The 20,965-nt window shown below is 48.1% G+C and carries 23 protein-coding genes and 1 tRNA gene; 18 read left to right on the top strand and 6 right to left on the bottom strand.

Going from position 1 to position 20,965, the window contains the following annotated elements:
- Positions 1-30 precede the first annotated feature (30 nt).
- From ACSHWX_RS09675 to ACSHWX_RS09685, 3 genes are all read right to left on the bottom strand, one after another.
- On the bottom strand, positions 31-1,851 hold the full coding sequence (locus ACSHWX_RS09675; protein ID WP_435668007.1) for an SLC13 family permease: 1,821 nt from the start codon (positions 1,849-1,851) through the stop codon (positions 31-33).
- A 90-nt stretch (positions 1,852-1,941) separates the two neighbouring features.
- Complete coding sequence (locus ACSHWX_RS09680) at positions 1,942-2,496, bottom strand: RDD family protein (protein WP_435668008.1); 555 nt, start codon at positions 2,494-2,496, stop codon at positions 1,942-1,944.
- A 175-nt stretch (positions 2,497-2,671) separates the two neighbouring features.
- A complete protein-coding gene (locus tag ACSHWX_RS09685; protein WP_435668009.1) occupies positions 2,672-3,175 on the bottom strand; it encodes a GlcG/HbpS family heme-binding protein in 504 nt (167 codons plus the stop codon).
- A gap of 105 nt (positions 3,176-3,280) precedes the next feature.
- Between ACSHWX_RS09685 and ACSHWX_RS09690 the strand changes: the two genes are divergently transcribed.
- Positions 3,281-3,856 carry a TetR/AcrR family transcriptional regulator gene (locus ACSHWX_RS09690; protein ID WP_435668010.1) on the top strand — a complete coding sequence of 192 codons (576 nt, stop codon included), beginning with the start codon at positions 3,281-3,283 and terminating at the stop codon, positions 3,854-3,856.
- Positions 3,857-3,893: 37 nt separating this feature from the next.
- On the opposite strand, the gene hemB is transcribed toward ACSHWX_RS09690, so the two are convergent.
- Positions 3,894-4,907, bottom strand: a complete 1,014-nt coding sequence (hemB, locus tag ACSHWX_RS09695) for a porphobilinogen synthase (RefSeq protein ID WP_435668011.1) — start codon at positions 4,905-4,907, stop codon at positions 3,894-3,896.
- A 167-nt stretch (positions 4,908-5,074) separates the two neighbouring features.
- On the opposite strand from hemB, the gene ACSHWX_RS09700 reads away from it, so the two are divergent.
- The 9 genes from ACSHWX_RS09700 to ACSHWX_RS09740 all read left to right on the top strand — a co-directional run bounded on the left by ACSHWX_RS09700 (position 5,075) and on the right by ACSHWX_RS09740 (position 12,063).
- Positions 5,075-5,467 carry a hypothetical protein gene (locus tag ACSHWX_RS09700; RefSeq protein WP_435668012.1) on the top strand — a complete coding sequence of 131 codons (393 nt, stop codon included), beginning with the start codon at positions 5,075-5,077 and terminating at the stop codon, positions 5,465-5,467.
- A 163-nt stretch (positions 5,468-5,630) separates the two neighbouring features.
- On the top strand, positions 5,631-6,143 hold the full coding sequence (gene ldtR / locus ACSHWX_RS09705; RefSeq protein WP_435668013.1) for a transcriptional regulator LdtR: 513 nt from the start codon (positions 5,631-5,633) through the stop codon (positions 6,141-6,143).
- A 259-nt stretch (positions 6,144-6,402) separates the two neighbouring features.
- A complete protein-coding gene (locus tag ACSHWX_RS09710; RefSeq protein WP_435668014.1) occupies positions 6,403-7,605 on the top strand; it encodes a L,D-transpeptidase family protein in 1,203 nt (400 codons plus the stop codon).
- Between the two features lie 18 nt (positions 7,606-7,623).
- Complete coding sequence (locus ACSHWX_RS09715; RefSeq protein ID WP_435668015.1) at positions 7,624-7,824, top strand: DUF6898 family protein; 201 nt, start codon at positions 7,624-7,626, stop codon at positions 7,822-7,824.
- Positions 7,825-7,920: 96 nt separating this feature from the next.
- On the top strand, positions 7,921-9,207 hold the full coding sequence (gene glyA / locus ACSHWX_RS09720; protein WP_435668016.1) for a serine hydroxymethyltransferase: 1,287 nt from the start codon (positions 7,921-7,923) through the stop codon (positions 9,205-9,207).
- 15 nt (positions 9,208-9,222) lie between these two features.
- Positions 9,223-9,690 carry a transcriptional regulator NrdR gene (gene nrdR, locus ACSHWX_RS09725; protein WP_435668017.1) on the top strand — a complete coding sequence of 156 codons (468 nt, stop codon included), beginning with the start codon at positions 9,223-9,225 and terminating at the stop codon, positions 9,688-9,690.
- A 207-nt stretch (positions 9,691-9,897) separates the two neighbouring features.
- Complete coding sequence (locus ACSHWX_RS09730; protein WP_435668018.1) at positions 9,898-10,350, top strand: 6,7-dimethyl-8-ribityllumazine synthase; 453 nt, start codon at positions 9,898-9,900, stop codon at positions 10,348-10,350.
- A 3-nt stretch (positions 10,351-10,353) separates the two neighbouring features.
- Complete coding sequence (gene nusB, locus ACSHWX_RS09735) at positions 10,354-10,836, top strand: transcription antitermination factor NusB (RefSeq protein WP_435668019.1); 483 nt, start codon at positions 10,354-10,356, stop codon at positions 10,834-10,836.
- 15 nt (positions 10,837-10,851) lie between these two features.
- Positions 10,852-12,063, top strand: a complete 1,212-nt coding sequence (locus ACSHWX_RS09740) for an MFS transporter (RefSeq protein WP_435668020.1) — start codon at positions 10,852-10,854, stop codon at positions 12,061-12,063.
- A 65-nt stretch (positions 12,064-12,128) separates the two neighbouring features.
- Here ACSHWX_RS09740 and ACSHWX_RS09745 read toward each other — a convergent pair whose 3' ends face one another.
- Positions 12,129-12,560 carry an outer membrane protein assembly factor BamE gene (locus tag ACSHWX_RS09745; RefSeq protein ID WP_435668021.1) on the bottom strand — a complete coding sequence of 144 codons (432 nt, stop codon included), beginning with the start codon at positions 12,558-12,560 and terminating at the stop codon, positions 12,129-12,131.
- A 163-nt stretch (positions 12,561-12,723) separates the two neighbouring features.
- Between ACSHWX_RS09745 and ACSHWX_RS09750 the strand changes: the two genes are divergently transcribed.
- The 7 genes from ACSHWX_RS09750 to ACSHWX_RS09780 all read left to right on the top strand — a co-directional run bounded on the left by ACSHWX_RS09750 (position 12,724) and on the right by ACSHWX_RS09780 (position 19,594).
- Complete coding sequence (locus tag ACSHWX_RS09750; RefSeq protein WP_435668022.1) at positions 12,724-13,272, top strand: ubiquinol-cytochrome C chaperone family protein; 549 nt, start codon at positions 12,724-12,726, stop codon at positions 13,270-13,272.
- Between the two features lie 43 nt (positions 13,273-13,315).
- Positions 13,316-13,876, top strand: a complete 561-nt coding sequence (locus tag ACSHWX_RS09755) for a YceD family protein (protein ID WP_435668023.1) — start codon at positions 13,316-13,318, stop codon at positions 13,874-13,876.
- Positions 13,877-13,963: 87 nt separating this feature from the next.
- Complete coding sequence (plsX, locus tag ACSHWX_RS09760; RefSeq protein WP_435668024.1) at positions 13,964-15,049, top strand: phosphate acyltransferase PlsX; 1,086 nt, start codon at positions 13,964-13,966, stop codon at positions 15,047-15,049.
- The gene (locus tag ACSHWX_RS09765; protein WP_435668025.1) at positions 15,046-16,020 is read left to right on the top strand and encodes a beta-ketoacyl-ACP synthase III; all 975 of its coding nucleotides are present in this window, start codon (positions 15,046-15,048) and stop codon (positions 16,018-16,020) included. Before plsX ends, ACSHWX_RS09765 begins: the two co-directional genes overlap by 4 nt.
- Positions 16,021-16,109: 89 nt before the next feature.
- Positions 16,110-16,421 carry an integration host factor subunit alpha gene (locus ACSHWX_RS09770; RefSeq protein ID WP_435668026.1) on the top strand — a complete coding sequence of 104 codons (312 nt, stop codon included), beginning with the start codon at positions 16,110-16,112 and terminating at the stop codon, positions 16,419-16,421.
- A 36-nt stretch (positions 16,422-16,457) separates the two neighbouring features.
- Complete coding sequence (locus ACSHWX_RS09775) at positions 16,458-16,922, top strand: MerR family transcriptional regulator (protein WP_435668027.1); 465 nt, start codon at positions 16,458-16,460, stop codon at positions 16,920-16,922.
- Between the two features lie 284 nt (positions 16,923-17,206).
- Positions 17,207-19,594, top strand: a complete 2,388-nt coding sequence (locus tag ACSHWX_RS09780) for a methyl-accepting chemotaxis protein (RefSeq protein WP_435668028.1) — start codon at positions 17,207-17,209, stop codon at positions 19,592-19,594.
- A gap of 158 nt (positions 19,595-19,752) precedes the next feature.
- Here ACSHWX_RS09780 and ACSHWX_RS09785 read toward each other — a convergent pair.
- Positions 19,753-19,829: transfer RNA gene (locus ACSHWX_RS09785), tRNA-Pro, on the bottom strand.
- 145 nt (positions 19,830-19,974) lie between these two features.
- Here ACSHWX_RS09785 and ACSHWX_RS09790 point away from each other — a divergent pair.
- Positions 19,975-20,964: a phosphotransferase enzyme family protein gene (locus ACSHWX_RS09790; protein ID WP_435668029.1), complete on the top strand. Its 990-nt coding sequence runs from the start codon at positions 19,975-19,977 to the stop codon at positions 20,962-20,964.
- Position 20,965: the final 1 nt, after the last annotated feature.

Genomic DNA, 20,965 nt, shown 5'->3' on the forward strand with positions numbered 1-20,965 from the left:
GGCTATCCCTTTGGGTTCTTTTAGGAGAGTTTAGACCCCATAATACCATGGCGCAACTATGCTAAATGTTATCCAAACCAAAAGGATAAGTGGCACACCAGCGATGAAGTAATGTTTGAACCGATAATGCCCTGGGCCCATTACGAGCAAATTGGTTTGATACCCAATGGGGGAGGCAAACGAAGCGTTGGCACCAAGGATTACAGCTACAACAAACGGAAGCGGATCGACGCCTAAACTCTGCGCGGTTGATATCGCAATTGGTGTAAATAGCACTGCAGTGGCATTGTTGCTCAGCACATTGGTCAGAATTGCTACGATAATGAAGATGATCGCCATCACAAGAGACGGCGTGACGTTGCCCAAGCCGCCCACAGCCCAATCAGCCAGCAATTGCGCACCTCCGGTTGCTTCAAGAGCGCCAGACATTGCGATTGCAGAGCCAACGAGCAAAATGATTCGACGGTCAATGGCACGGGTCGCCTGGCGTACGTTCAAACAGCCGGTGGCTAGCATGCCAAACGCCCCAGCAATGGCGGCAAACACAATGGGCACGAACCCAGTAGCAATTGCTGCGACAGTTGCCAGAAAGACCATTTGTGCTCGAAACGCAAACCGATGAGGCCGCAATTCTGACGCGCTCCACTCAATCACGACAATGTCTTGCAACCCGCGCATTCTGTTGATGCGGTCAGCTGGCCCAGCGATTAGCAATACATCGCCAGCTTCCAATCGAATGTCTGATAGTGATTCGCGGGGCATGCGGCTACGTCGCTCGACGCCCAAAATCAGACAGCCATGTTGCGCCAAAAATCCGCGTTGATCGATACCGTTGTTGATTAGGCGTGAGCCGGGCTGCACCAGCGCTTCACACATCACAACGCCGTGGTCTGTGGTGCCTTCGTCCGCACCAGGCTTTAGCGGCGTATCAAAAGCGCGCCATTGCTTTAGGGCGTCGGTCAGTTTCTCTCGGGTGGCAGCAAGAATCAGCACATCACCTGTACGAAGAGTAATGTCGTCGAACGGTGGCAAATAGCGATGATAGCCCCGAATGACCGCCCTAACGGTCATGGTCGTTATCTTGGGGAACATGCCAGCGACGGTTTTTTCCCCAACCAACGGGTGGCTATCGTAAAGCCGAATTTCTGAAATGAATTGTAAGTTGCGTTGCTGAACTTCTTGTCCGTCTGCATTTACGGCGCTTGGCAGTAATTTGGGCATGACAAACAAAACATATACGCCACCCACTAGCGCCATTACGGAGCCCGGCACTGTGAAAGCGAAAAAGTCTAACCCCTTAACACCTGCACCAACCGCAATACCAGCGGCCAAAAGGTTGGTGGAAGAGCCGATCAGCGTGGTCATACCGCCAAGTATCGATATGAAGCTTAGGGGCATCATTATTTTAGGTGTCGGTAGCTTGCGCCGGGCCGCGACGGCTGTGAGCAGCGGTATGAACATAACAACGACCGGCGTATTGTTGATGAACGCGCTCGCAACACCTGCAATGATGAGGACGATGGGAATAACACGTTGGGGATGTCGTGGCCAAAGTCGTTCAAAAGTCTTCGTCAGACTGCCAAGAGCATCTGTTTGAAACAAAGCTTGCCCGATAACAAGGAGCGCTAAGATCGTCAGCAATGACGGGTTAGAAAACCCGGACAGTAATTCTTCGGCTTCTAGCCCTGCTTCCGGCGCCAGCAAGCCGATTGCCATCAATACAACAATTGCACCAAGCGCGACCAGCTCCAAGGAAACGAGTTCAGTTGCGAACAGTACAATTGCAATAGCAATTACCGCAAAACTTGCCCACATGGCTAAAGAATCAGCGCTTAAAATTTGTGCAACCATGGTCGACACATTGCCGATTAGCTAGCCGACCTCCAAGCACAAATTTGGACTATACGCACCGAAATCAACACTTTTTGTGCTTTTTTACCACTATTCGTCCCAGCGTGGATTGGTAGGCGAAACCCATGGTTCATCATAGCCGCGCACTTCTTCTTGCCAAAAACGTTGCATGGGTGAACGACGAACCATCAATGTGCCGACAACAAGGTCATGCAACATCTGACGACGCTTAGTGAAAAGCGGAACCAGAAGAACAAGCGGGGTGAGGGATTGCGAAATCCAACCTACAATTGGGTGCAAAATGGCCAAGCCACCGTCAAGCGTGCGGGTGCGGGTTGGCGTCAGCACAATGTCCATCAACTGCATGCCGATGGTCGCCCGGGCAGGAGAACCTAGCGTAATGACATAATATGCGAATATCACGCCGGGCACCAAAATAAAGTAACCGAGCCAAGCAAGACCGAGTGTCAGAATGCCCAAAATACCCAGAATGACGGCGGAAACAGCGATCGAAGCGATCAGAATTACCGCGTCAATTATGAACGCGAAAACGCGACGTTTCAAAACACCCTCAAAAAGTTCAGGGGAAGTGTCAGGTGTTGGCAGGTCGTCACGCATATTCAGTCCAAATGTATCTTTTGGCATTGTTCGTCTCCATCTCTAACGCATAGATGGTTCAAAAATCGAGTGGAACAAGTGCAAAATGCCAAATTATCGGCGTAGGCCGTCATTTGAGTTTTGCGACGGCCATTCTGCACGGTCGTCGCTGTCATATGAAACGTATGCAAAACCGTATTGCTGCAGTTTTTGTTGCAGCGTCCTAATTGATGGCGTTGCCCAGTGCTTTTATACCTGCCGCACCGATAGTTATGTCAAGCTTAGGTGTAGTCGCGCCACTAACACCAATTCCGCCAACGAGTTCATTGTTTATATAAATCGGTTGGCCACCACCCAATGCAAACAACTCGCCCGATGTTCCAATAAATGGCAATGGTCCACCTTCCAAATTCTCACCAAATGCCCAGTCAGACAAGGATTGTGTTGGCACACCAAAGGATACGGAGCTGGTCGATTTGTCTATGGCGAAATCAATGCTACCCAAGGCAGAGCCGTCCATTTTTTCAAATGCAATCAATGTTCCGCTTTGGTCGACAATTGCGATGCTAACTGCCGCATTGTTGGCTATCGCGGCCCCTTTGGTCGCATCCATCATGAGTTCTGCCGCATCAAGTGTCAGCATTGTTTGCTTGCTCAAAAGGTGATCGCTGGCAATGGCTGGCAGTGCGGACGTCGCAAGCATGGTGGCAATAAATAAAATTTTCATTCGTTGTTCCATAATAGTGGATTGTCAATTTTACAAATTTGGTAATATTGTAAAATTGACAAAAAAACAAGCCTAAGCAATATACTTCTTATGTTTGAACATGATGTGACAAAACGCGAAGAAGAAATTATTGAGGCAATGATTGTTGTCATTATGCGTTATGGTTTGTCTAGAACCAGCATGAACGATATTGCCAAGCAATCAGGTTTGTCTCGACAATCAATTTATTTGTGTTTCTCGACGAAAGACGAGCTTTTGCGCGCAGCAACACGGCTACTTTGCGGCAGGGCAATTGCGGAGATTAAACAAGAGTTCGAGCAATCCGATGACCTCGCACAGCGACTAAACAAAATATTTGACGCAATCGCAGTCAAAAGTTTCAAAATGATCCAGCAATCGACAGATCCTTCTGACATTTTAAATGGATTTAATGAAGCTGCGCGTGATGAACTGGTTTCGGCTTCCGAACAGTACCGAATCGCCATCGAGGAAGCATTAGCCCCTTACGAAGAGGCGATTGTTGGCCATCAAATGAGTCTTTTTCAGCTCTCAGACTATATTCAGCAATCTTTGATGGCCTTGAAGCATTCACCCAAAAACGAAGCCCACTTGCACGAACTGCTCAGCGTTTTGCGCAACAGCACGCTTACCCTTTGTGGCGTAGATATCGCAAAAAGCTAAGACGTGAAAATCTAAGAATGGTGCTCTACGATCAAGACTAGCTGTTGAGCAACTCCGCCATGTCTTTGGCGAAATAGGTCAATATGCCTGAGCATCCTGCGCGCTTGAACGCAATTAGGCTTTCTACCATCGCGGCTTGGCGATCAATCGCGCCAGCTTGAGCTGCGAATTCAATTTGGGCATATTCGCCAGAAACTTGATACGCGAACACGGGGATTTCAAACCGAGTTTTGATTTCTCGCACGATATCGAGATACGGCATACCGGGTTTGACCATTATCCAGTCAGCGGCTTCCAAGATATCTTGCTCGACCTCGCGCATGGCTTCCTCGCGGTTATATGGCTCGAGCTGATACGTCTTTTTGTCGCCTTTCAAGCGGGAGCCAGAACCAACAGCCTCACGAAATGGTCCGTAGAAGGCGGATGCGTATTTAGCCGCATAGGAAAGCAACAGCGTGTTTTGATGCCCCTCAGCGTCCAAAGCTTCTCGAATTGCGCCAATGCGTCCGTCCATCATGTCAGATGGGGCAATAATATCGGCACCTGCGCGCACTTGGTTAAGAGATTGCTTGACCAATATTTCGACGCTCTCGTCGTTTAGAATGCGTTCACCATCTAGCAATCCGTCATGACCATGGGTGGTGTAGGGGTCCAACGCAACGTCGGCGATAAGACCAATTTCGGGTACTGCCGACTTAATTGTTGAAAGAGCGCGACACATCAAATTGTCAGGATTATAGCTTTCAGAACCATCTTCAGATCGTGCATCAGCTGGCGTGTTCGGAAAAAGGGCGAGGGCAGGGATGCCAAGAGCGAGCGCTTCTTTTGCAGCTTGGACGGCGAGATCAATGGATAATCGATCCACGCCAGGCATGGATTTAACGGCCTGCCGTTCATTCTCACCCTCAATGATAAAGAGCGGCCAAATCAAATCGCTCGGCTGAACGATAGTTTCGCGCACCATATCTCGGCTCCAACCATATTGCCGAGAGCGACGGAGGCGACGTCCTGCTAGAAAATCCATATTCACACGCTCAAAATTCTTACTCATATGCCGTCATTTTCCTGAATTGGATTTTTGCTTGGAATCTTAAATTGCTTGACGCATTTGGAACTTAACTTGAAACAATGGTCCAGCAAAATTTATGCAATTTAGCTGCGGCACCTTGCCACGAGCAGCCTAGTTTGGTTATGCAGCTTTAAAAGAGGAAACGCAAAATGGCATTTTCAGCCCGACGGATTCGTATTGTTGCACGCATTGTTGCTGGCGTTAGCCTTGTCGTGGGTTTGATGAATGCGTTCAACGCTATGGGTGTATCTGCCAGTTTAATAAGCCCAATCGAACAATATGGCGAAGCAGCATTCGCTGTGTTGTCTGTTGTAGCGCTATTAAGGCTTTTTGCGGCGGTCGGGTTGTGGGCCCATGCAACTTGGGGCGCATTTCTGCTTCTTTTTGCAAGTGTGCTCGAAATGTTTATTGCGACCTCAGGTCTTGTTGACCTCATGATCAGCCCTACCGGATTTGCAATCAGCATCCTGTTGCTTGCTTCATCATTGGGATTGTTAATTTGGCGTTCAGTGAACAAGCACCAGCACGTAAACCAATTGTGAAGGTTATGAAAACCTGAACGTGCTTAAGGTTTGAGAAAGCTAAAAATGCCTATTTATTCAGTAAGATATTCTTAAGTCTGTATCTTAAACTGATATTATAGCTCGTTCGCTAATTTGGCTGCATAGACACGAAAAATCGTGCGACCAAAACAGTGAGGCAATTATGACTACGAACCCGATGAAAGTTAAGGCGCATTTGCCTGAAGAAGCTGGCCCCTCTTTAAAGCCAAGCTATCTGGAAGCCGTTTCTCGCGTGGAGCGTCTTCACCGTCGTTTACTCGATCTGGTAAAAGACGAGTTTGACCGCATGGGTTGGGATGATATCAACCCAGTTCAAGCCATTATGATGTTCAATATTGGTGGCTCTGAGTTGACAGCAGGCGAATTGCGTTCGCGAGGCTACTATTTGGGATCAAACGTATCTTACAACCTCAAAAAGTTGGTGGATACAGGATATATTTTTCAGGAACGCTCAAAGGCTGACAGACGTTCAGTTCGAATTAAGCTTACGCCAAAGGGCGAAGAGGTTGCAGAAGTGATCGACGAACTTTATGACCGCCACTTGAAATCCATCGCGCATGTTGGTGGTTTGTCGGAAACAGAATTTGAAGGTCTAAACACAGCCCTTGCACGTCTGGAACGTTTCTGGGTCGATCAAATTCTTTATAAACTTTAGAACTTACGATATTACCTGTTTGGTTAAGCACACCGGCTGCGCCTGTTTCTTCATCGAAACATGGCGTGGCTTGATGCTTCATTGCTAGTTTAGGTGTCGCTTCCAATTGAGGCGCTGGCAATTCAATAAAGCCGCAAACGACACAAAGATGCCTTAAACACCAACTAGGCAAAACCAATACAATCATTGGTTGAGGGTTTGCGCATGTAGTGTTAAACACGCTGATGTATTCATAAGCTGTAGTTGGGGCATTTTTGTCATGAAATTCTTGAAGCGAAACACTGTTAAAATGCTTGCTGGCGCGATCGTCGCCATGTCGCTTGGCGTTTCAGCGCCTTTTGCGCAGGATAGTGTAAGCGCGGCACAAGATGCGATCGACTCGATCGAGCCCGTTCTTTCCTACGACACGGCCTACAATCTACAATTAGCCATCCAAAAATATGAAGCGATCGCTGCTGCAGGCGGCTGGGAGCCGATTTCGCGCGGATCGTACGGTTTAAAGCTTGGCAAAAGTCAGGGCCATGTGCGTGGCATTCGTAGACGTTTGATGGCATCTGGCGATTTGGATCCCAATCTTCGGCTGTCTGACGAATTTGATGCAGATGTTGATGCTGCGGTACGCCTCTTTCAGGCCCGTCACGGTTTGCGTTTAACGGGCGTTCTTGACCAAGAAACCTTCATCACCATGAATGTGCCGGTACAGGAAAAGCTCAATCAGCTTCGTCTGAACCAAGCACGTGTTCAGGAATTGGTACCAGCACTCGCAGATCAGTATATTGTTGTGAACATTCCTGCCGCTTCAATTGAAGCCGTGTCAAACGGCACCGTTGAGCGCCGTCACACGGCGATTGTTGGCCGTATTGATCGCCCAACTCCAATTTTGCAGTCCAAAGTCCACCAGATCAATTTTAACCCATATTGGCATGTGCCCAAGAGCATTATTCGCCGCGACATCATCAAATATATGAATGATGATCCGCAGTATTTGGCCAATTTCCGGATTAAAATTTATGACGGCAATGGTGAGGAACTCGAGCCAAGCTCTGTTGACTGGAAAACAGAAGAGGCAGTTCAGTATTCATTCCGCCAGGAGCCCGGTGCTGAAAACTCCATGGGTCATGTGAAAATCAACTTTCACAATAAACATGCGGTTTATCTGCACGATACGCCTCAAAAATCACTGTTTGGTCAAAACAGACGTTTTCACTCTTCAGGCTGCGTGCGCGTGGATGACGTCGATCAGCTTGTGTCATGGTTGTTGCAGAGCAACGGCGAATGGGACCAAAACGCTGTGGACGCAGCATTTGAATCTGGGGAACGTTTAGACGTCAGCATAAAAAATCCAGTGCCGATTATCACGACCTACATCACTGCCTGGGCAAACCGCGAAGGTGTTGTTTCGTTCCGTGAAGATATCTACCAATATGATGCGCAGGGCCGAGTGGCATTGGCTAGCGATTAAGAACTAAAGGGTTCGTCCATGAGAGAGCGTGACGTTACGCCGGTCGGCACCGTTTATTTCGAGTTCATTCAAATGGGTGGGCAAGTGCGAATCGCAGCCATTCATGAAGAAACCGGCACAGAAGTCATGGCAATTGCACCAATTCAAGCGACTGAGCAGCATATGCGACAGTTGGCGTTGGGCAAATTGCGTCGGAAACTAGCAGAAGCAAAGTCTTAGCAAGAACCGATTGAACTTTAGACGACTTGGATTACCCAATTCTCTATGATATGCCGTCCTCACCGAAATTGGTCGTTATAATCGCGAGGATTTTCCATGACCGAAATTTTTCCAAATTTCTTCACCAATTCGCTGGCAGATGTCGATCCTGATGTTGCGCGGGCAATTGATGCTGAACTTAAGCGTCAGCAAACTGAAATCGAACTTATTGCTTCAGAGAATATCGTCTCTAAAGCGGTAATTCAGGCGCAGGGCACAGTCCTGACCAACAAATATGCTGAGGGCTATCCCGGCAAACGTTATTATGGCGGTTGTCAGCATGTTGATGTTGTTGAGAACTTGGCCATTGATCGCGCCAAGAAGCTCTTCGATTGCGCATATGCCAATGTGCAGCCGAACTCTGGCTCACAAGCCAACCAAGGCGTATTCCAAGCACTTATTCAGCCCGGCGATACGATCCTGGGCATGAGCCTTGATGCAGGTGGACACCTTACCCACGGCGCGCGTCCTAACCAATCTGGTAAATGGTTCAATGCGATCCATTATGGCGTGCGTAAAGAGGACGGTCTGTGTGATATGGACCAAGTGCGTGACTTGGCTAGGGAACATAAACCCAAGCTGATCATTGCAGGTTTCTCCGCTTATTCGCGCGTTCTTGATTTTGCGGCCTTCCGCGAGATTGCGGACGAAGTAGGCGCCTACTTCATGGTGGATATGGCACACGTTGCTGGCCTTGTGGCTGGTGGCAAATATCCTAGTCCGTTCCCACACGCCCACGTTGCAACCACAACTACGCATAAAACGTTGCGCGGACCACGCGGCGGCATGATTCTGACAAACGATGAAGCGCTCGCCAAAAAGTTCAATTCAGCGATTTTCCCTGGTATTCAGGGTGGACCTCTGATGCATGTTATTGCAGCAAAAGCAGTGGCTTTTGGTGAAGCTTTAACAGATGACTTCAAGCAATATATCACTAAAGTTGTCGACAATGCCCAAAGCATGTCAGACGCGCTTATTGAAGGTGGGTTGGACATTGCATCAGGCGGTACAGACAACCATTTGATGCTCGTTGACCTTCGTCCTAAAGGCGTTACCGGTAAGGCAACTGAGGCTGCTCTGGAACGTGCGCACATTACCTGTAACAAAAACGCCATTCCGTTTGATCCGGAAAAGCCTTTCGTAACGTCCGGTATTCGTGTGGGTACACCAGCGGCAACATCACGCGGTTTTTGTACAGTGAGCTTTAAGACTGTCGGCGAATTGATCGTTGAAGTTGTTGATGGGCTTTCAAAAAATGGCGAAGAGGGCAATGCAAGCGTTGAAGCTGGCGTACGTGAGCAAGTAAAACTGCTCACAGATTCGCACCCGATTTACGCTGATTAGGCCTCTGGAGGCACCATGCGCTGCCCATATTGCGGTAATCACGATACGCAAGTGAAGGATTCTCGGCCAACCGAGGATTCTAACGCGATCCGTCGCCGCCGAGTTTGCTCGGCGTGCGGTGGGCGGTTCACCACGTTTGAACGTGTGCAATTGCGCGAGCTGATTGTCAGCAAAAAATCGGGCCGCAAAGTGCCTTTTGATCGCGAGAAACTCACGCGATCAATCAAAACCGCTCTTCGCAAACGCGAAGTCGATGCAGAAGCTGCAGATCGAATGATCTCTGGCGTGGTGCGTCGGCTCGAAAGCATTGGCGAAAACGAAATCACCTCAGAGCAAATTGGCCAACTGGTTATGGAGGGCCTTAAAGAGCTCGATGATGTGGCCTTTGTTCGGTTTGCCTCCGTTTATAAGAATTTTTCCAAAGCAGATGATTTCAAATCCTTCCTTTCCCAGCTTGATGCCGGAAGTAAGGAAGACGAGTAGTTGGGCGGACTAAGGTCCAGCTTGACGCTATTTCTTCCTGTTTCAATGAGGCATTTTATAAAGTACGCCCCATTAATCGGGGGCAGGCAAATGCGGCCTTGCAAATGTGGGCAATGAGATAAACATTGAAATTGATCATGCGGCGCGATATGCAGCCAGCTTGATCGCAATGAACTATGCTCGCTAATTCGCAATTTGAGGACCAAAATGACAGATAAGCCAAGTATTTTGCTCATAGAAGCGCGCAATTATGAAGAACTTGCCGACGAGTTGGCAACAGGCGCCATGGAAGTTTTGGACGAAGCAGGCGCTGTTGTGACACGTATTTCTGTCCCCGGCGTACTCGATATACCCAGCGCGCTATCGATGGCGCTTATTGGTGCAGAAGTTGCTGATGCTGATGTTTACGATGGTTATGTCTTGCTTGGCGTGGTTATTCGATCTGAAACATCCCGCTATGAGATTGTCGCAAATGAGAGCGCACGCGCAATTATGAGCATGGTGACGTCTGAAGGCTTAGCCTTAGGTAATGGTATTCAAACTGTGGAAAACCAAGACCAAGCGCGGGGTCGGGTTAAACGAACCAACAAAAATAACGGCGCAGATGCCGCCAGAACAGCACTTGCCATGATCGACGTGAAAAAGAAGTTTGGATTGTAAGAGATGAACGAAGATAAACAACAACGTTCGCCCGGACAGGCCAATCAGCGCGGCGCGGCGCGTCTAGCTGCGGTGCAAGCGCTTTATCAAATGGATATCGGCCGAAGTTCGCTTGAGGCGACTTTGACCCAGTTTGACATGTTTTATTTGGGTAAAGAAGTAGAGGGAGACGAGTATCTCCCTGCGGACAAAGACTATTTCACCCAAATCCTAAAAGGCGTGAAAGCGCATCAGCTCAAGATTGATCCAATAGTCGATAATTCACTGGTTGAAGGTTGGCCCGTTACTCGAATCGATAGTACACTCCGTGCGATCCTGCGTTCTGCAGCGTTCGAATTATTGTACAAAAAAGATGTTCCCGTACGTGTAGTCATCACTGAATATGTCGATGTTGCACGGGCGTTTTTCGAAAAAGATCAACCTGCCATGGTCAATGGCGTTTTGCATAATATTGCGCAGATATTTAGACCAGACGAACTGAAATAAACGGAGTCCCCAAAGATGACTGAGCCCGAATTTAATAAAGAAAAAAATGCGGGCCGAAACATCGGGCTCTTGGCTTTAACGCAGGCTGTCGGCGGCTCTAGCCAAGCTATCGTTATGGCTGTTGGTGCGCTTACTGCCGCAAATCTAGCCACAGATAAAAGCCTAGCAACACTTCCAACAACAGCAATGATTATCGGTTTGGCCCTTATGGCCGGACCAGCAACAAAAATCATCTATTCGATTGGACGTCGAAATGGATTTTTGGTGGGCGCAGGACTAGGGGTGATTGCGGGATTGGCCGCCGCCGCCGCCGTTACTTTGTCATCCTTTATTTTGTTCGCCTTGGCACTTTCCATTGTTGGAATGGGTGCGTCATTTACCCAACAATACCGTTTTGCCATTGCCGATAGTGTGCCTGATGGCATGAAGGCGCGTGCCATCTCTTTGGTTCTGCTTGGCGGTGTTGCTGCAGGCTTTTTTGGGCCAAGACTTTCTTACATTTCAAAGGACTGGTTGGGCGGGGTTGAATTTGCAGGCTCGTTTTTGATCATCTCGTTTCTATCGATCGCGGCGATCGTTTTGCTTTCACAAACCAAACTTGCCCCGATTGTGAAGCCAAAAGTAGGGGATGCCAAAGGCCGGTCGGCCATGGCACTGATCAAAGTGCCTGAAATCGGCATTCCGATCCTAACAGGAATGATTTCGTACGCGCTGATGACGTTTGTCATGGTTGCTGCACCTTTGGCCATGGTTCATGTGTGCGGTCACTCTGCGGAACAAGCAACCACAACAATTCAGTGGCATATTATTGCAATGTTCGCGCCCAGTTTGGTCACCGGTAACATCATCAATCGTATTGGCGCTCACGCAACGGTAGGCATAGGTCTTGTGTTGATTCTCATCTGCGCGTTGATCAACCTCAACGGCGTATCAGTTACCCATTTTGATGCCGCTTTGATCATGCTCGGTGTGGGCTGGAACTTCGGGTTTATCGGCTCGACAACGTTGTTGTCTCAGGCTTACCGTCCAGAGGAAGCCTCAACTGCTCAGGGCCTAAACGAGCCGTTGGTGTTCGGTTCAATGGCTGTCGCTTCAATTAGCTCAGGCGTTTTGTTGAATACGTTGGGTTGGCAATCAATCAACGTGATGGTGTTGCCAATCGTCACAGCAGCGCTTGCCCTGCTGGCGTGGGGCGATTATCGCCAGCGCAAGCTTCGCACCCAATAACAAAAAGGCGGGAAGTTCGTTTATGAAACTTCCCGCCTAATTTTCTTTGAATACTTCTGTTTCGCCTAGAAACTAAGCGAGCCGAGCAATTGCTGCAGGAATGAGCGGTCTTGCCCAAATCCTGGCGTTGTGCGGGACACTGTGTCGATCACCTTGCCATCTTCAAGCTTGTAAACTGCTTTGTCGATCACACGATCTTTTTTGTCGAAATAGACAGCAACAACAGTGCGGTCCTTGACGTTTTTCATACCGAACGCGGTCTGTTCGATCTTCGTTTCTACATAATAATAAGCTTCTTCATCGCCAAACGTATTTTTTGACTGAGGCGAACCCATGACGAATTCGACCAATTGCTTGGATACACCTGGACGAACCTGGGCTAAGCTATCCTCAGGAATATCATAACCCTGAGTGCGTTGTTGGGTCAGGCAGCCGGAAAGCAAAAGGGCTGCCGCGATAACGCTGACAAGTGAAAAGAAGCGGATTGCTGTACGCATAACCATCATTTAATTGGCTTTCTCACAAAAACTCTATTAACAAGACAAATCGGCGCAACTTGATACGCGCATTCCAAATCTGTTTAGCTGCCTAAGTCGTAACATGGCAAGTCACAGATAGAACTTAAAAAATTCGACCTGCAGCGGAACCTACGACAAACCAATGATTTTCAATCCCTTTAGAAAAGACCCATATGCCGAAGCAGCGCTAGCTGCCTACAATATCATTGTGGCACAATCTCGGCATCCCGATTTCTATTTATCCTATGATATAGCAGACAATGTAACCGGCCGCTTCGATATGATCGCCTTACATATGTCGCTTGTTTTTCATCGATTACACAAGGGTGATGTAGAACAACGCAAATTTGCCCAATCATTATTTGACTTGTTTTTCAAAGACATGGATAGATCTCTGCGCGAAATGGGCGTTGGTGATATCACCGTACCCAAAAAAGTAAAAAAGATGGGTGAGGTGTTCTACGGGTTGTTGGGCGCGGTTAAAGGCGCACTTGATGAAAAAGATATTGATGGGCTGACGGCAGCGTTAGACCGAAATCTCTACAACGAAGAAAACTCAAAATGCGCTGAAGAGTTGGCAAAATACACCATCGGGCAGGTGGGGTATTTGGAAGGGCAAAATGAATTTTTGCAAGGCTTGCTAAATTTTTTGAGCCCTGAACAATCACAATCCAGCTATTTGGCCAAATAGCGTTGGCCAATTAATACAAGTAATAAATGATGAGCAATTGATAATGAGCGACAAACAAGAACGACGCACCCATAGCCTAACTCTACTTCTGGACATTGTGGCCAGACTTGATGAGATATCTGTTGAGGGGCGAAAATACGACTTTGACGCCGACGAAGAGGGATTGGCTTGGTTGACGCAGAATTCTCCAGCGTCGCAGGTTAGTAAATTTGTCGGTCATGTCGAATTACGCCCAATCAGAGGTGGATATGAAGCAACTGGCAAATTAGTCGCCTCACTGCAACAACCATGTGTCATAACCCTTGAACCAGTAGATGAGAATATCGACATTGAGATGCGACGCATCTTTATGCGGGGTGAAGAGCCTGAAATGGATGTGACCTCAAATGGGGAAGTGTTCATTGATCTTGAGGCAAGTGCAGACAATGAATGGTTTAATGAAGACAAAATCGACTTGAGTGAATTTGTACTTGAGCAGTTTTTGTTATCCATCAATCCATATCCAAAAAAGGATGGCGCAGTGTTGCCTGAATTGAATATCGATGATGAACCGGCGGAGAAATCACCGTTTGCTGCACTCGCGGCACTAAAGAAGTCAGATTAATCGGTCGACAAAGGTGCGAAAAAGCTTGTACGGGGCTTATACATAGATAAGCTGTCGAGCAGTTTTGCTAAAAAAACCAAAGCGAATATGGCAAAAAATATAACAATTTCAGTCGACGCCATGGGTGGCGACAATGGTCCAGAGATCGTCCTTTTGGGGGCAAAAATGTCTCTTCTTGAGCGACCCAACACCCGCTACATCTTTCATGGGCGTGAAGATGAATTGGCACCTTTGCTTCAAAAATACAGCGATTTGCAGGCAGTATCCGAGATTCGGCACAACGACAATGTTGTTTCGATGGACGAAAAGCCATCTCAGGCCCTGCGCAAAGGGCGTGGCAAGTCCTCAATGTGGAATGCGTTGCAATCCGTTGCAGATGGGGAAGCGGATGCCGCAATTTCAGGCGGCAATACCGGCGCGTTGATGGCGATGGCAACATTTTGCCTGCGCCCCATGGAGGGCATCTCCCGTCCGGCCTTAGCTGCGGTTTGGCCCACGCTACGCACAGAAATCGTTGTGCTCGATGTTGGCGCGACCGTGGGTGGCGACGCGAAACAACTTATCGATTTTTCAATTCTAGGCGCTGCAATGGCCCGCTCCCTGTTTGATATGAAAGAACCAACAATTGGTTTGCTCAATGTTGGTACGGAAGAAGTAAAAGGCTTAGAAGCGGTAAAAGATGCTGCGAAGGAGCTAAGCTCCCATACAGGTCGCGGATATCAATATCACGGCTTTGTTGAAGGTGATGATATTGGCAAAGGCACGGTTGATGTTGTCGTTACTGAAGGCTTTACCGGCAATATTGCGCTAAAGACCGCTGAGGGCACAGCCCGGCAGGTCGCTACATATTTGCGCACCGCACTCACTCAAAGTTGGGTTTCCAAATTGGGCGCTCTGCTTGCTTCTGGCGGATTGCGGACATTGCGGGACAAAATGGACCCAAGAAACGTCAATGGTGCCGTATTTTTGGGTGTAAATGGCATCGTGATTAAAAGCCATGGCGGCACGGACGAAGTGGGCTTTAAAAGCGCGCTCGGGGTTGCATATGAAATGGCACAGAACCGACTGATGGATAAAATCGGTGAAGGTTTGAAACAGTTTGAAACGCCTGACCAAGAGGCCCAAAAAGCGGCATCGGATGGCGAAAATGATGGTGAGGTAGCGTCAGCGTGAGTGGGGTAAAAACAGTTGTTCGGGGTGTGGGGCATCATTTGCCCAAAAATGTGGTCACAAACACGGAACTAGCCAAAACGGTTGATACATCCAACGAATGGATCGTGCAACGCACAGGCATCGAACAGCGATATATAGCGGGTGACGACGAGCAAACGTCTGATCTGGCTTTAAACGCCGCTAAAAACGCGTTAGCTGCCGCCGGAATGGATGCCAGCGAAATCGACCTGATTATTCTGGCCACCACAACGCCTGACCGCACGTTTCCAGCGACAGCGGCGCTAGTTCAAGAAAAACTAGGCATCACTCAAGGCGCTGCTTTTGATATTCAGGCCGTATGCTCTGGTTTTGTTTATGCGGTCGCGACAGCTGACAGCTACTTGAAAAATGGATTGGGCACCAAAGCCCTAATCATTGGTGCAGAAACCTTCTCACGTCTTTTAGACTGGGAAGACCGCACCACCTGTGTGTTATTCGGCGACGGCGCAGGTGCGATGGTTGTTGAGGCTGTTCCTGACAACACTGAAGGTGATCGCGGCGTTTTATCAAACTGCTTGCGTTCAAATGGCGAACATTGGCGAAAACTTTATGTCGATGGCGGCCCCTCACTCACGAAATCTGTTGGTTTCGTCCGCATGGAAGGAAAAGAAGTTTTTCGCCATGCGGTGGGTATGATTTCTGATGTGGTTGAAGGTGCGTTCGAAAAAGCGAACGTAGAGCCGAGCGATTTGGATTGGTTCGTTCCCCATCAAGCAAACAAGCGGATAATTGATGGCGCTGGCAGAAAATTGAAAATTCCTGCTGAAAAAGTCATCGTTACCGTCGACAAGCATGCGAACACTTCCGCCGCATCAGTGCCCATGGCGCTGAGCATAGGCGTTGAAGATGGACGCATAAAGCAGGGCGATTTGGTTATGTTAGAAGCCATGGGTGGTGGTTTTACATGGGGTGCGTCACTGGTTAGGTGGTAGAGCGTAACGCATGTTTCTTCTTGGTCATTGACCAGATGAAATGTCGCATCTATGCTCGTTAACATATTGAAATGCATTGCGGAGCGGATATGGCAGGGAAAACTTTAACACGCGCTGACCTAAGTGAGGCAGTGTATCAGCAGGTTGGTCTATCGCGGGCAGAATCCTCGGATTTGGTCGAACGCGTATTGGATTTGATGAGTGATTCACTTGTGGCGGGTAAAAGCGTCAAGCTTTCATCTTTCGGTTCATTTTTAGTTCGATCGAAGAATGAAAGAATTGGCCGCAACCCTAAAACGGGCGAAGAAGTGCCGATTTTGCCAAGACGTGTTTTGGTGTTTAAACCAAGCAATGTTTTGAAATCAAAAATCAATGACAAGATGCTGAGCGCTAAAAAATAACAATAATCGCGTTTCAGAATTTAAAGGGTGGAGCCGTTGGAAAAGTCGCCTGACGCATTTCGTACAATCTCGGAAGCGGCACAAGAGCTTGACTTGCCTCAACACGTATTGCGGTTTTGGGAGACGCGATTTTCCCAGATCAAACCGCTTAAACGTGGTGGTGGGCGGCGGTATTATCGTCCCGATGATGTGCAGCTGCTGCGTGGCATTCGTTTCCTTCTTTATGATGAAGGATTTACGATCAAAGGCGTTCAAAAAATCCTCAAAGAAAACGGCGCACGCCACGTCATTACGATTGGCGAAACCGGCGCTATTGAAACTGTAACGTCGGCAGGTGCTGGCGATGAAATGGTGACCACTCCTCAAATTACTGCCCCAGAAGTTGCCACATCCGGCTCAGTTATAGACACTTATTCACGTGCCCGGCTCAATGAGGCGTTGCATGAATTGCTAGAGTGCAAACGGATTTTAGACAAGGCGACAGAAGAGCCGTTAAACTAGCGGACTTTAATTCCTCCCACAAATTGATGTAACCTTCTGATTGTCATGTAAATTGTGACGTCTTTTGGTGTTTTCCGTACCCCTTTGAAATATTGTTCATAATTCCTGCATTCTGTGTTCGAGCAAGCGCAAGAAACACTTAATATTTCGTTCACCATACATATTTATACATTTGAATAGTTATGTGGTGTGGCTCGAATATCAAAAGGTCGCTTTCCGAAGAAGCGATGGATTCTTGTGATGTTTTAGCTGGAATTACAGGTGAAAAACTAGGTTGGGGTTATATGAGCGAGCAAGTCAAAAATACTACGGGGTCCAAGACACTTTTTTCCAAACTGTCTATCTCAAACATCAAAGTTTCACGGCAGATAGCCTTAGGGTTTTCTCTGGTACTCGTTTTGTTGGTGGGGGTTGCATATTTTGCATACGATGGCCTGTCCAGTGCAAATAGTAACTTTAAGCAATACCGTAGTTACGCAATTCAGACCAATCAACTGGGACGCATTCAATCCAATTTGCTTTCTGCTAGACTTGCGGCAAAGGATTTTCTGCTCAAAAATACGGAAGAAGCGGCCGAAGAAGTTCGAAAGCGCCTAGCATCAGTTTCCACTCTTATTGACGAAAGCATGACGCTGTTTGATCGTCCTGAAGCATTGCAGGTCGTGAAAGATCTGCAGGCGGGTATCGCACAATATGACAGCTCCTTCGAACAAGTGACTGTGTTTGTTCAGGAACGTAATAAGCTAGTCAATATATTGAATACGGTTGGACCTAAGGCTGAAAAAGACCTTACATCCATTATGAAGAGTGCGTTTAAAGACGATGATGCGCAGGCAAGTTTCATGGCTGGTTCCGCATTGCGCTCACTATTGCTGGCACGTCTATATTCAAACCGCTATTTGGTGGACAATTTGGAGGCAAGTGGTGAACGTGCAAACGCAGAGCTTTCAGATTTTGAAAAACAATCCGCGGAAATGCTCAAAGAACTTCAAAACCCTCAACGCAATAAACTTGCGAAATCAGTTATGGCGTTGGCTGGCGAATACACAGCGACGTTCAACGAAGTTATTTCGGTCATCACAGACCGTAATGCTATCATCACAGGTACTTTGGACGTAATCGGCCCTCAAATGGCGACAGAGATGGAAGATCTCAAACTTGCCAATAAAGCGTTGCAAGATGAACTCGGCCCACAGGCTTCTGCAGAGGTTAGTCAGTCAGTAACTGTAACATTGACCATCTCAATCGTTGCTATCGTGTTTGGTGCAATCTTAGCGTTCGTCATAGGCAAGCTAATTTCGGTTCCCGTTCAAGGACTGACCAACACAATGTCCAAACTCGCTGGTGGCGATTTGGATGTTGAGGTTAAGGGCTTGGATGCGAGCAATGAAATTGGTGCGATGGCCCGCGCGGTTGAAGTGTTTAAGAAAAACGCAATCCGAGTGGCTGCGCTTTCCAGTGAAGAGGAGCAAGCAGACGCTCAACGTAAACTCGAACATGCAACGATGATGGGCGACTTGCGATCTGCATTCGGTGAAGTTGTTGACGCAGCCATCGCCGGTGATTTCAGCAAACGCGTTCCTGCAGACTTCCCTGACGCAGAACTCAATGAATTGGCTGCTTCTGTAAACAACTTGGTATCCACAGTGGACTCTGGGTTGGATGAAACAGGAAAAGTACTTTCTGCATTAAGCAATACTGATCTGACCATTCGGGTTGAAGGCGATTATCACGGTGCGTTCCAGCGTCTAAAGGATGACACCAACCTTGTTGCTGATAAGCTTTCAGATATTGTCGGCGAACTAAAAGAAACCTCATCTGGTCTCAAATCAGCGACGAGTGAGATCCTTTCTGGCGCAAACGATCTTTCTGATCGAACAACCAAGCAAGCAGCGATGATTGAAGAAACATCTGCTGCAATGGAACAGCTCTCAACCACAGTGACCAGCAATACAAAGCAAGCACAGACTGGTGCGAGCAAAGCGCAAGAGGTTAGAAAAACGGCCGAAGAGAGTGGTGATGCTATGTCGCAGGCTAGTTCTGCTATGGAGCGTATTACATCGTCTTCTTCAAAAATCTCAAACATTATCGGTATGATTGATGACATTGCTTTCCAAACCAACTTGCTAGCGCTTAACGCTTCAGTTGAAGCTGCAAGGGCAGGTGAGGCCGGTAAGGGATTTGCAGTTGTTGCGATCGAAGTTCGTCGTTTGGCTCAATCCGCAGCAGAAGCTTCTAATGAAGTTAAGCAGTTGGTCGAGCAAAGTGCATCAGAAGTTGCAACCGGCTCTAAGTTGGTCGCGGATGCTGCAGGACGACTCTCTACAATGCTAGATGGTGTTAAAGAAAACACCGCATTGATGGAAGGCATTGCTGATAACAGTCGCGATCAAGCATTCTCAATTGATGAAGTGACCGCTGCGGTTCGTGAGATGGACGAAATGACCCAACACAATGCGGCACTCGTTGAAGAAACAAACGCCGCAATCGAACAAACCGAGACACAGGCCAGCGACCTGGATCGCATTGTCGATGTCTTCAAGCTAAACGATCGTGCTGTAGACAAGCTAAGAGATGCTGGTCATGAATTACGTGAAAAAGCGGCAGTTGCTGCACCTAGTCCAGCCCCAGCCAGCAAAGTAGCAGTTGGTCAAGATTGGGCTGAATTCTAGCCGCACTTATCGACCTCAAAATCAAAGGCGCCTCTGGAATTTCCGGGGCGCCTTTTTCGTTGCAATTCGGAATTTCATCGGTCGTGAAACATCATCAAACGAATATGAATCGGATTGACCACAGGCATGCGAAATGGGCATCCAAATAAATTTGTGAATGGTCGGAGTGGCCAGATTTGAACTGACGACCCTCTGTCCCCCAGACAGATGCGCTACCAGGCTGCGCTACACCCCGAACTGACGCTTTGTTATCTAAATTCGTCTGCATGCGCAAGCTGCTCAAACTGCGTTTTTTGCGAAACAGAACAGTTTATCCAAGTTTGTGGCTTAACAGCCTGCCCAAATTGGGTTAGCCATCCAACTCAAAGGTTGGGATGGACATGAGTTTGATCGAAAATACAGGTATCTCCAGAAGTGGATTGACCAAGGCTTTCGATCTTTGGCCCAACCTGCAGAATTCCCGGTTTAAGTTGATCAATCACACTGAAAACGCGACGTTTCTGATCGACATGCCCAATGGGCAACGAAAAATTCTGCGCGTTCACCGCCCGGGCTATAATACAAAAAATGCGATCCAGTCGGAGCTGGCTTGGAGCAAAGCATTGCGGGCAGATGAACAGATTAAAACACCCGTCGCATTACGCGGTTTGAACAACCAACTTGTTCAAAGCGCCCCGGTAGGTGCTGACGCACAAGAACACTTTATGGTTCTTTTTGAATTTGAGGCAGGCGTTGAGCCAAGTCCAGATGATGATCTCGAGAACTCATTTGTTGAGCTAGGCATTTTGGCAGCCAAAGCGCACAATCATTCGCAACATTGGGTCAAACCTGCAGGATTTGAGCGGTTGCGATGGTCAGCCAACACCATATTGGATCCAGATGGATTGTGGGGCAACTGGCGCACGGCACCGGGGATGGTCAGCGACTACAATACCGTTTTTGAACGTGTTGATGTGTTGCTGCGCAAGCGGTTAAGGGCATTCGGTAGTGAAGCCCAGCGATATGGACTGATCCATGCCGATATGCGGTTGGCCAACCTTTTGATCGATGGGGATCAGATCAAATTGATCGACTTCGACGATTGCGGATTTTGCTGGTTCTTGTACGATTTCGCCGCGGCTATTTCATTCATCGAAGACAGCCCTCAAGTGCCAAAGCTAAAACAGGCTTGGCTTAAAGGCTATCGCACCCAACGCCAATTGTCTGCCAGTGACGAAGCAGAAATCGATACGTTTGTCATGCTTAGGCGTATGGCGCTAACGGCTTGGATCGGCTCCCATGCGGAAACCCCTTATGCAAAAAGCTTGGCACGTGACTTTGTGCCAAGAGGCGCAGCATTGGCGCAAAAGTATCTAGAAAATTTCAGCTAGT

This window comes from Maritalea sp. (genome assembly GCF_051251695.1).
In the GTDB taxonomy this organism is placed as follows: Bacteria; Pseudomonadota; Alphaproteobacteria; order Rhizobiales; family Devosiaceae; genus Maritalea.

What these genes read in the sequence shown, in the direction of transcription:
- ACSHWX_RS09675 (WP_435668007.1), bottom strand. Translation starts at nt 1,851, where the DNA reads ATGGTTGCACAAATTTTAAGCGCTGATTCTTTAGCCATGTGGGCAAGT.
- nusB (WP_435668019.1), top strand. Translation starts at nt 10,354, where the DNA reads ATGAACGAAGATAAACAACAACGTTCGCCCGGACAGGCCAATCAGCGC.
- ACSHWX_RS09740 (WP_435668020.1), top strand. Translation starts at nt 10,852, where the DNA reads ATGACTGAGCCCGAATTTAATAAAGAAAAAAATGCGGGCCGAAACATC.
- ACSHWX_RS09790 (WP_435668029.1), top strand. Translation starts at nt 19,975, where the DNA reads ATGAGTTTGATCGAAAATACAGGTATCTCCAGAAGTGGATTGACCAAG.
- plsX (WP_435668024.1), top strand. Translation starts at nt 13,964, where the DNA reads ATGGCAAAAAATATAACAATTTCAGTCGACGCCATGGGTGGCGACAAT.
- ACSHWX_RS09750 (WP_435668022.1), top strand. Translation starts at nt 12,724, where the DNA reads ATGATTTTCAATCCCTTTAGAAAAGACCCATATGCCGAAGCAGCGCTA.
- ACSHWX_RS09780 (WP_435668028.1), top strand. Translation starts at nt 17,207, where the DNA reads ATGAGCGAGCAAGTCAAAAATACTACGGGGTCCAAGACACTTTTTTCC.
- ACSHWX_RS09700 (WP_435668012.1), top strand. Translation starts at nt 5,075, where the DNA reads ATGGCATTTTCAGCCCGACGGATTCGTATTGTTGCACGCATTGTTGCT.
- ACSHWX_RS09745 (WP_435668021.1), bottom strand. Translation starts at nt 12,560, where the DNA reads ATGCGTACAGCAATCCGCTTCTTTTCACTTGTCAGCGTTATCGCGGCA.
- nrdR (WP_435668017.1), top strand. Translation starts at nt 9,223, where the DNA reads ATGCGCTGCCCATATTGCGGTAATCACGATACGCAAGTGAAGGATTCT.
- ACSHWX_RS09710 (WP_435668014.1), top strand. Translation starts at nt 6,403, where the DNA reads ATGAAATTCTTGAAGCGAAACACTGTTAAAATGCTTGCTGGCGCGATC.
- ldtR (WP_435668013.1), top strand. Translation starts at nt 5,631, where the DNA reads ATGACTACGAACCCGATGAAAGTTAAGGCGCATTTGCCTGAAGAAGCT.
- ACSHWX_RS09770 (WP_435668026.1), top strand. Translation starts at nt 16,110, where the DNA reads ATGGCAGGGAAAACTTTAACACGCGCTGACCTAAGTGAGGCAGTGTAT.
- glyA (WP_435668016.1), top strand. Translation starts at nt 7,921, where the DNA reads ATGACCGAAATTTTTCCAAATTTCTTCACCAATTCGCTGGCAGATGTC.
- ACSHWX_RS09685 (WP_435668009.1), bottom strand. Translation starts at nt 3,175, where the DNA reads ATGAAAATTTTATTTATTGCCACCATGCTTGCGACGTCCGCACTGCCA.
- ACSHWX_RS09680 (WP_435668008.1), bottom strand. Translation starts at nt 2,496, where the DNA reads ATGCCAAAAGATACATTTGGACTGAATATGCGTGACGACCTGCCAACA.
- ACSHWX_RS09730 (WP_435668018.1), top strand. Translation starts at nt 9,898, where the DNA reads ATGACAGATAAGCCAAGTATTTTGCTCATAGAAGCGCGCAATTATGAA.
- hemB (WP_435668011.1), bottom strand. Translation starts at nt 4,907, where the DNA reads ATGAGTAAGAATTTTGAGCGTGTGAATATGGATTTTCTAGCAGGACGT.
- ACSHWX_RS09755 (WP_435668023.1), top strand. Translation starts at nt 13,316, where the DNA reads ATGAGCGACAAACAAGAACGACGCACCCATAGCCTAACTCTACTTCTG.
- ACSHWX_RS09715 (WP_435668015.1), top strand. Translation starts at nt 7,624, where the DNA reads ATGAGAGAGCGTGACGTTACGCCGGTCGGCACCGTTTATTTCGAGTTC.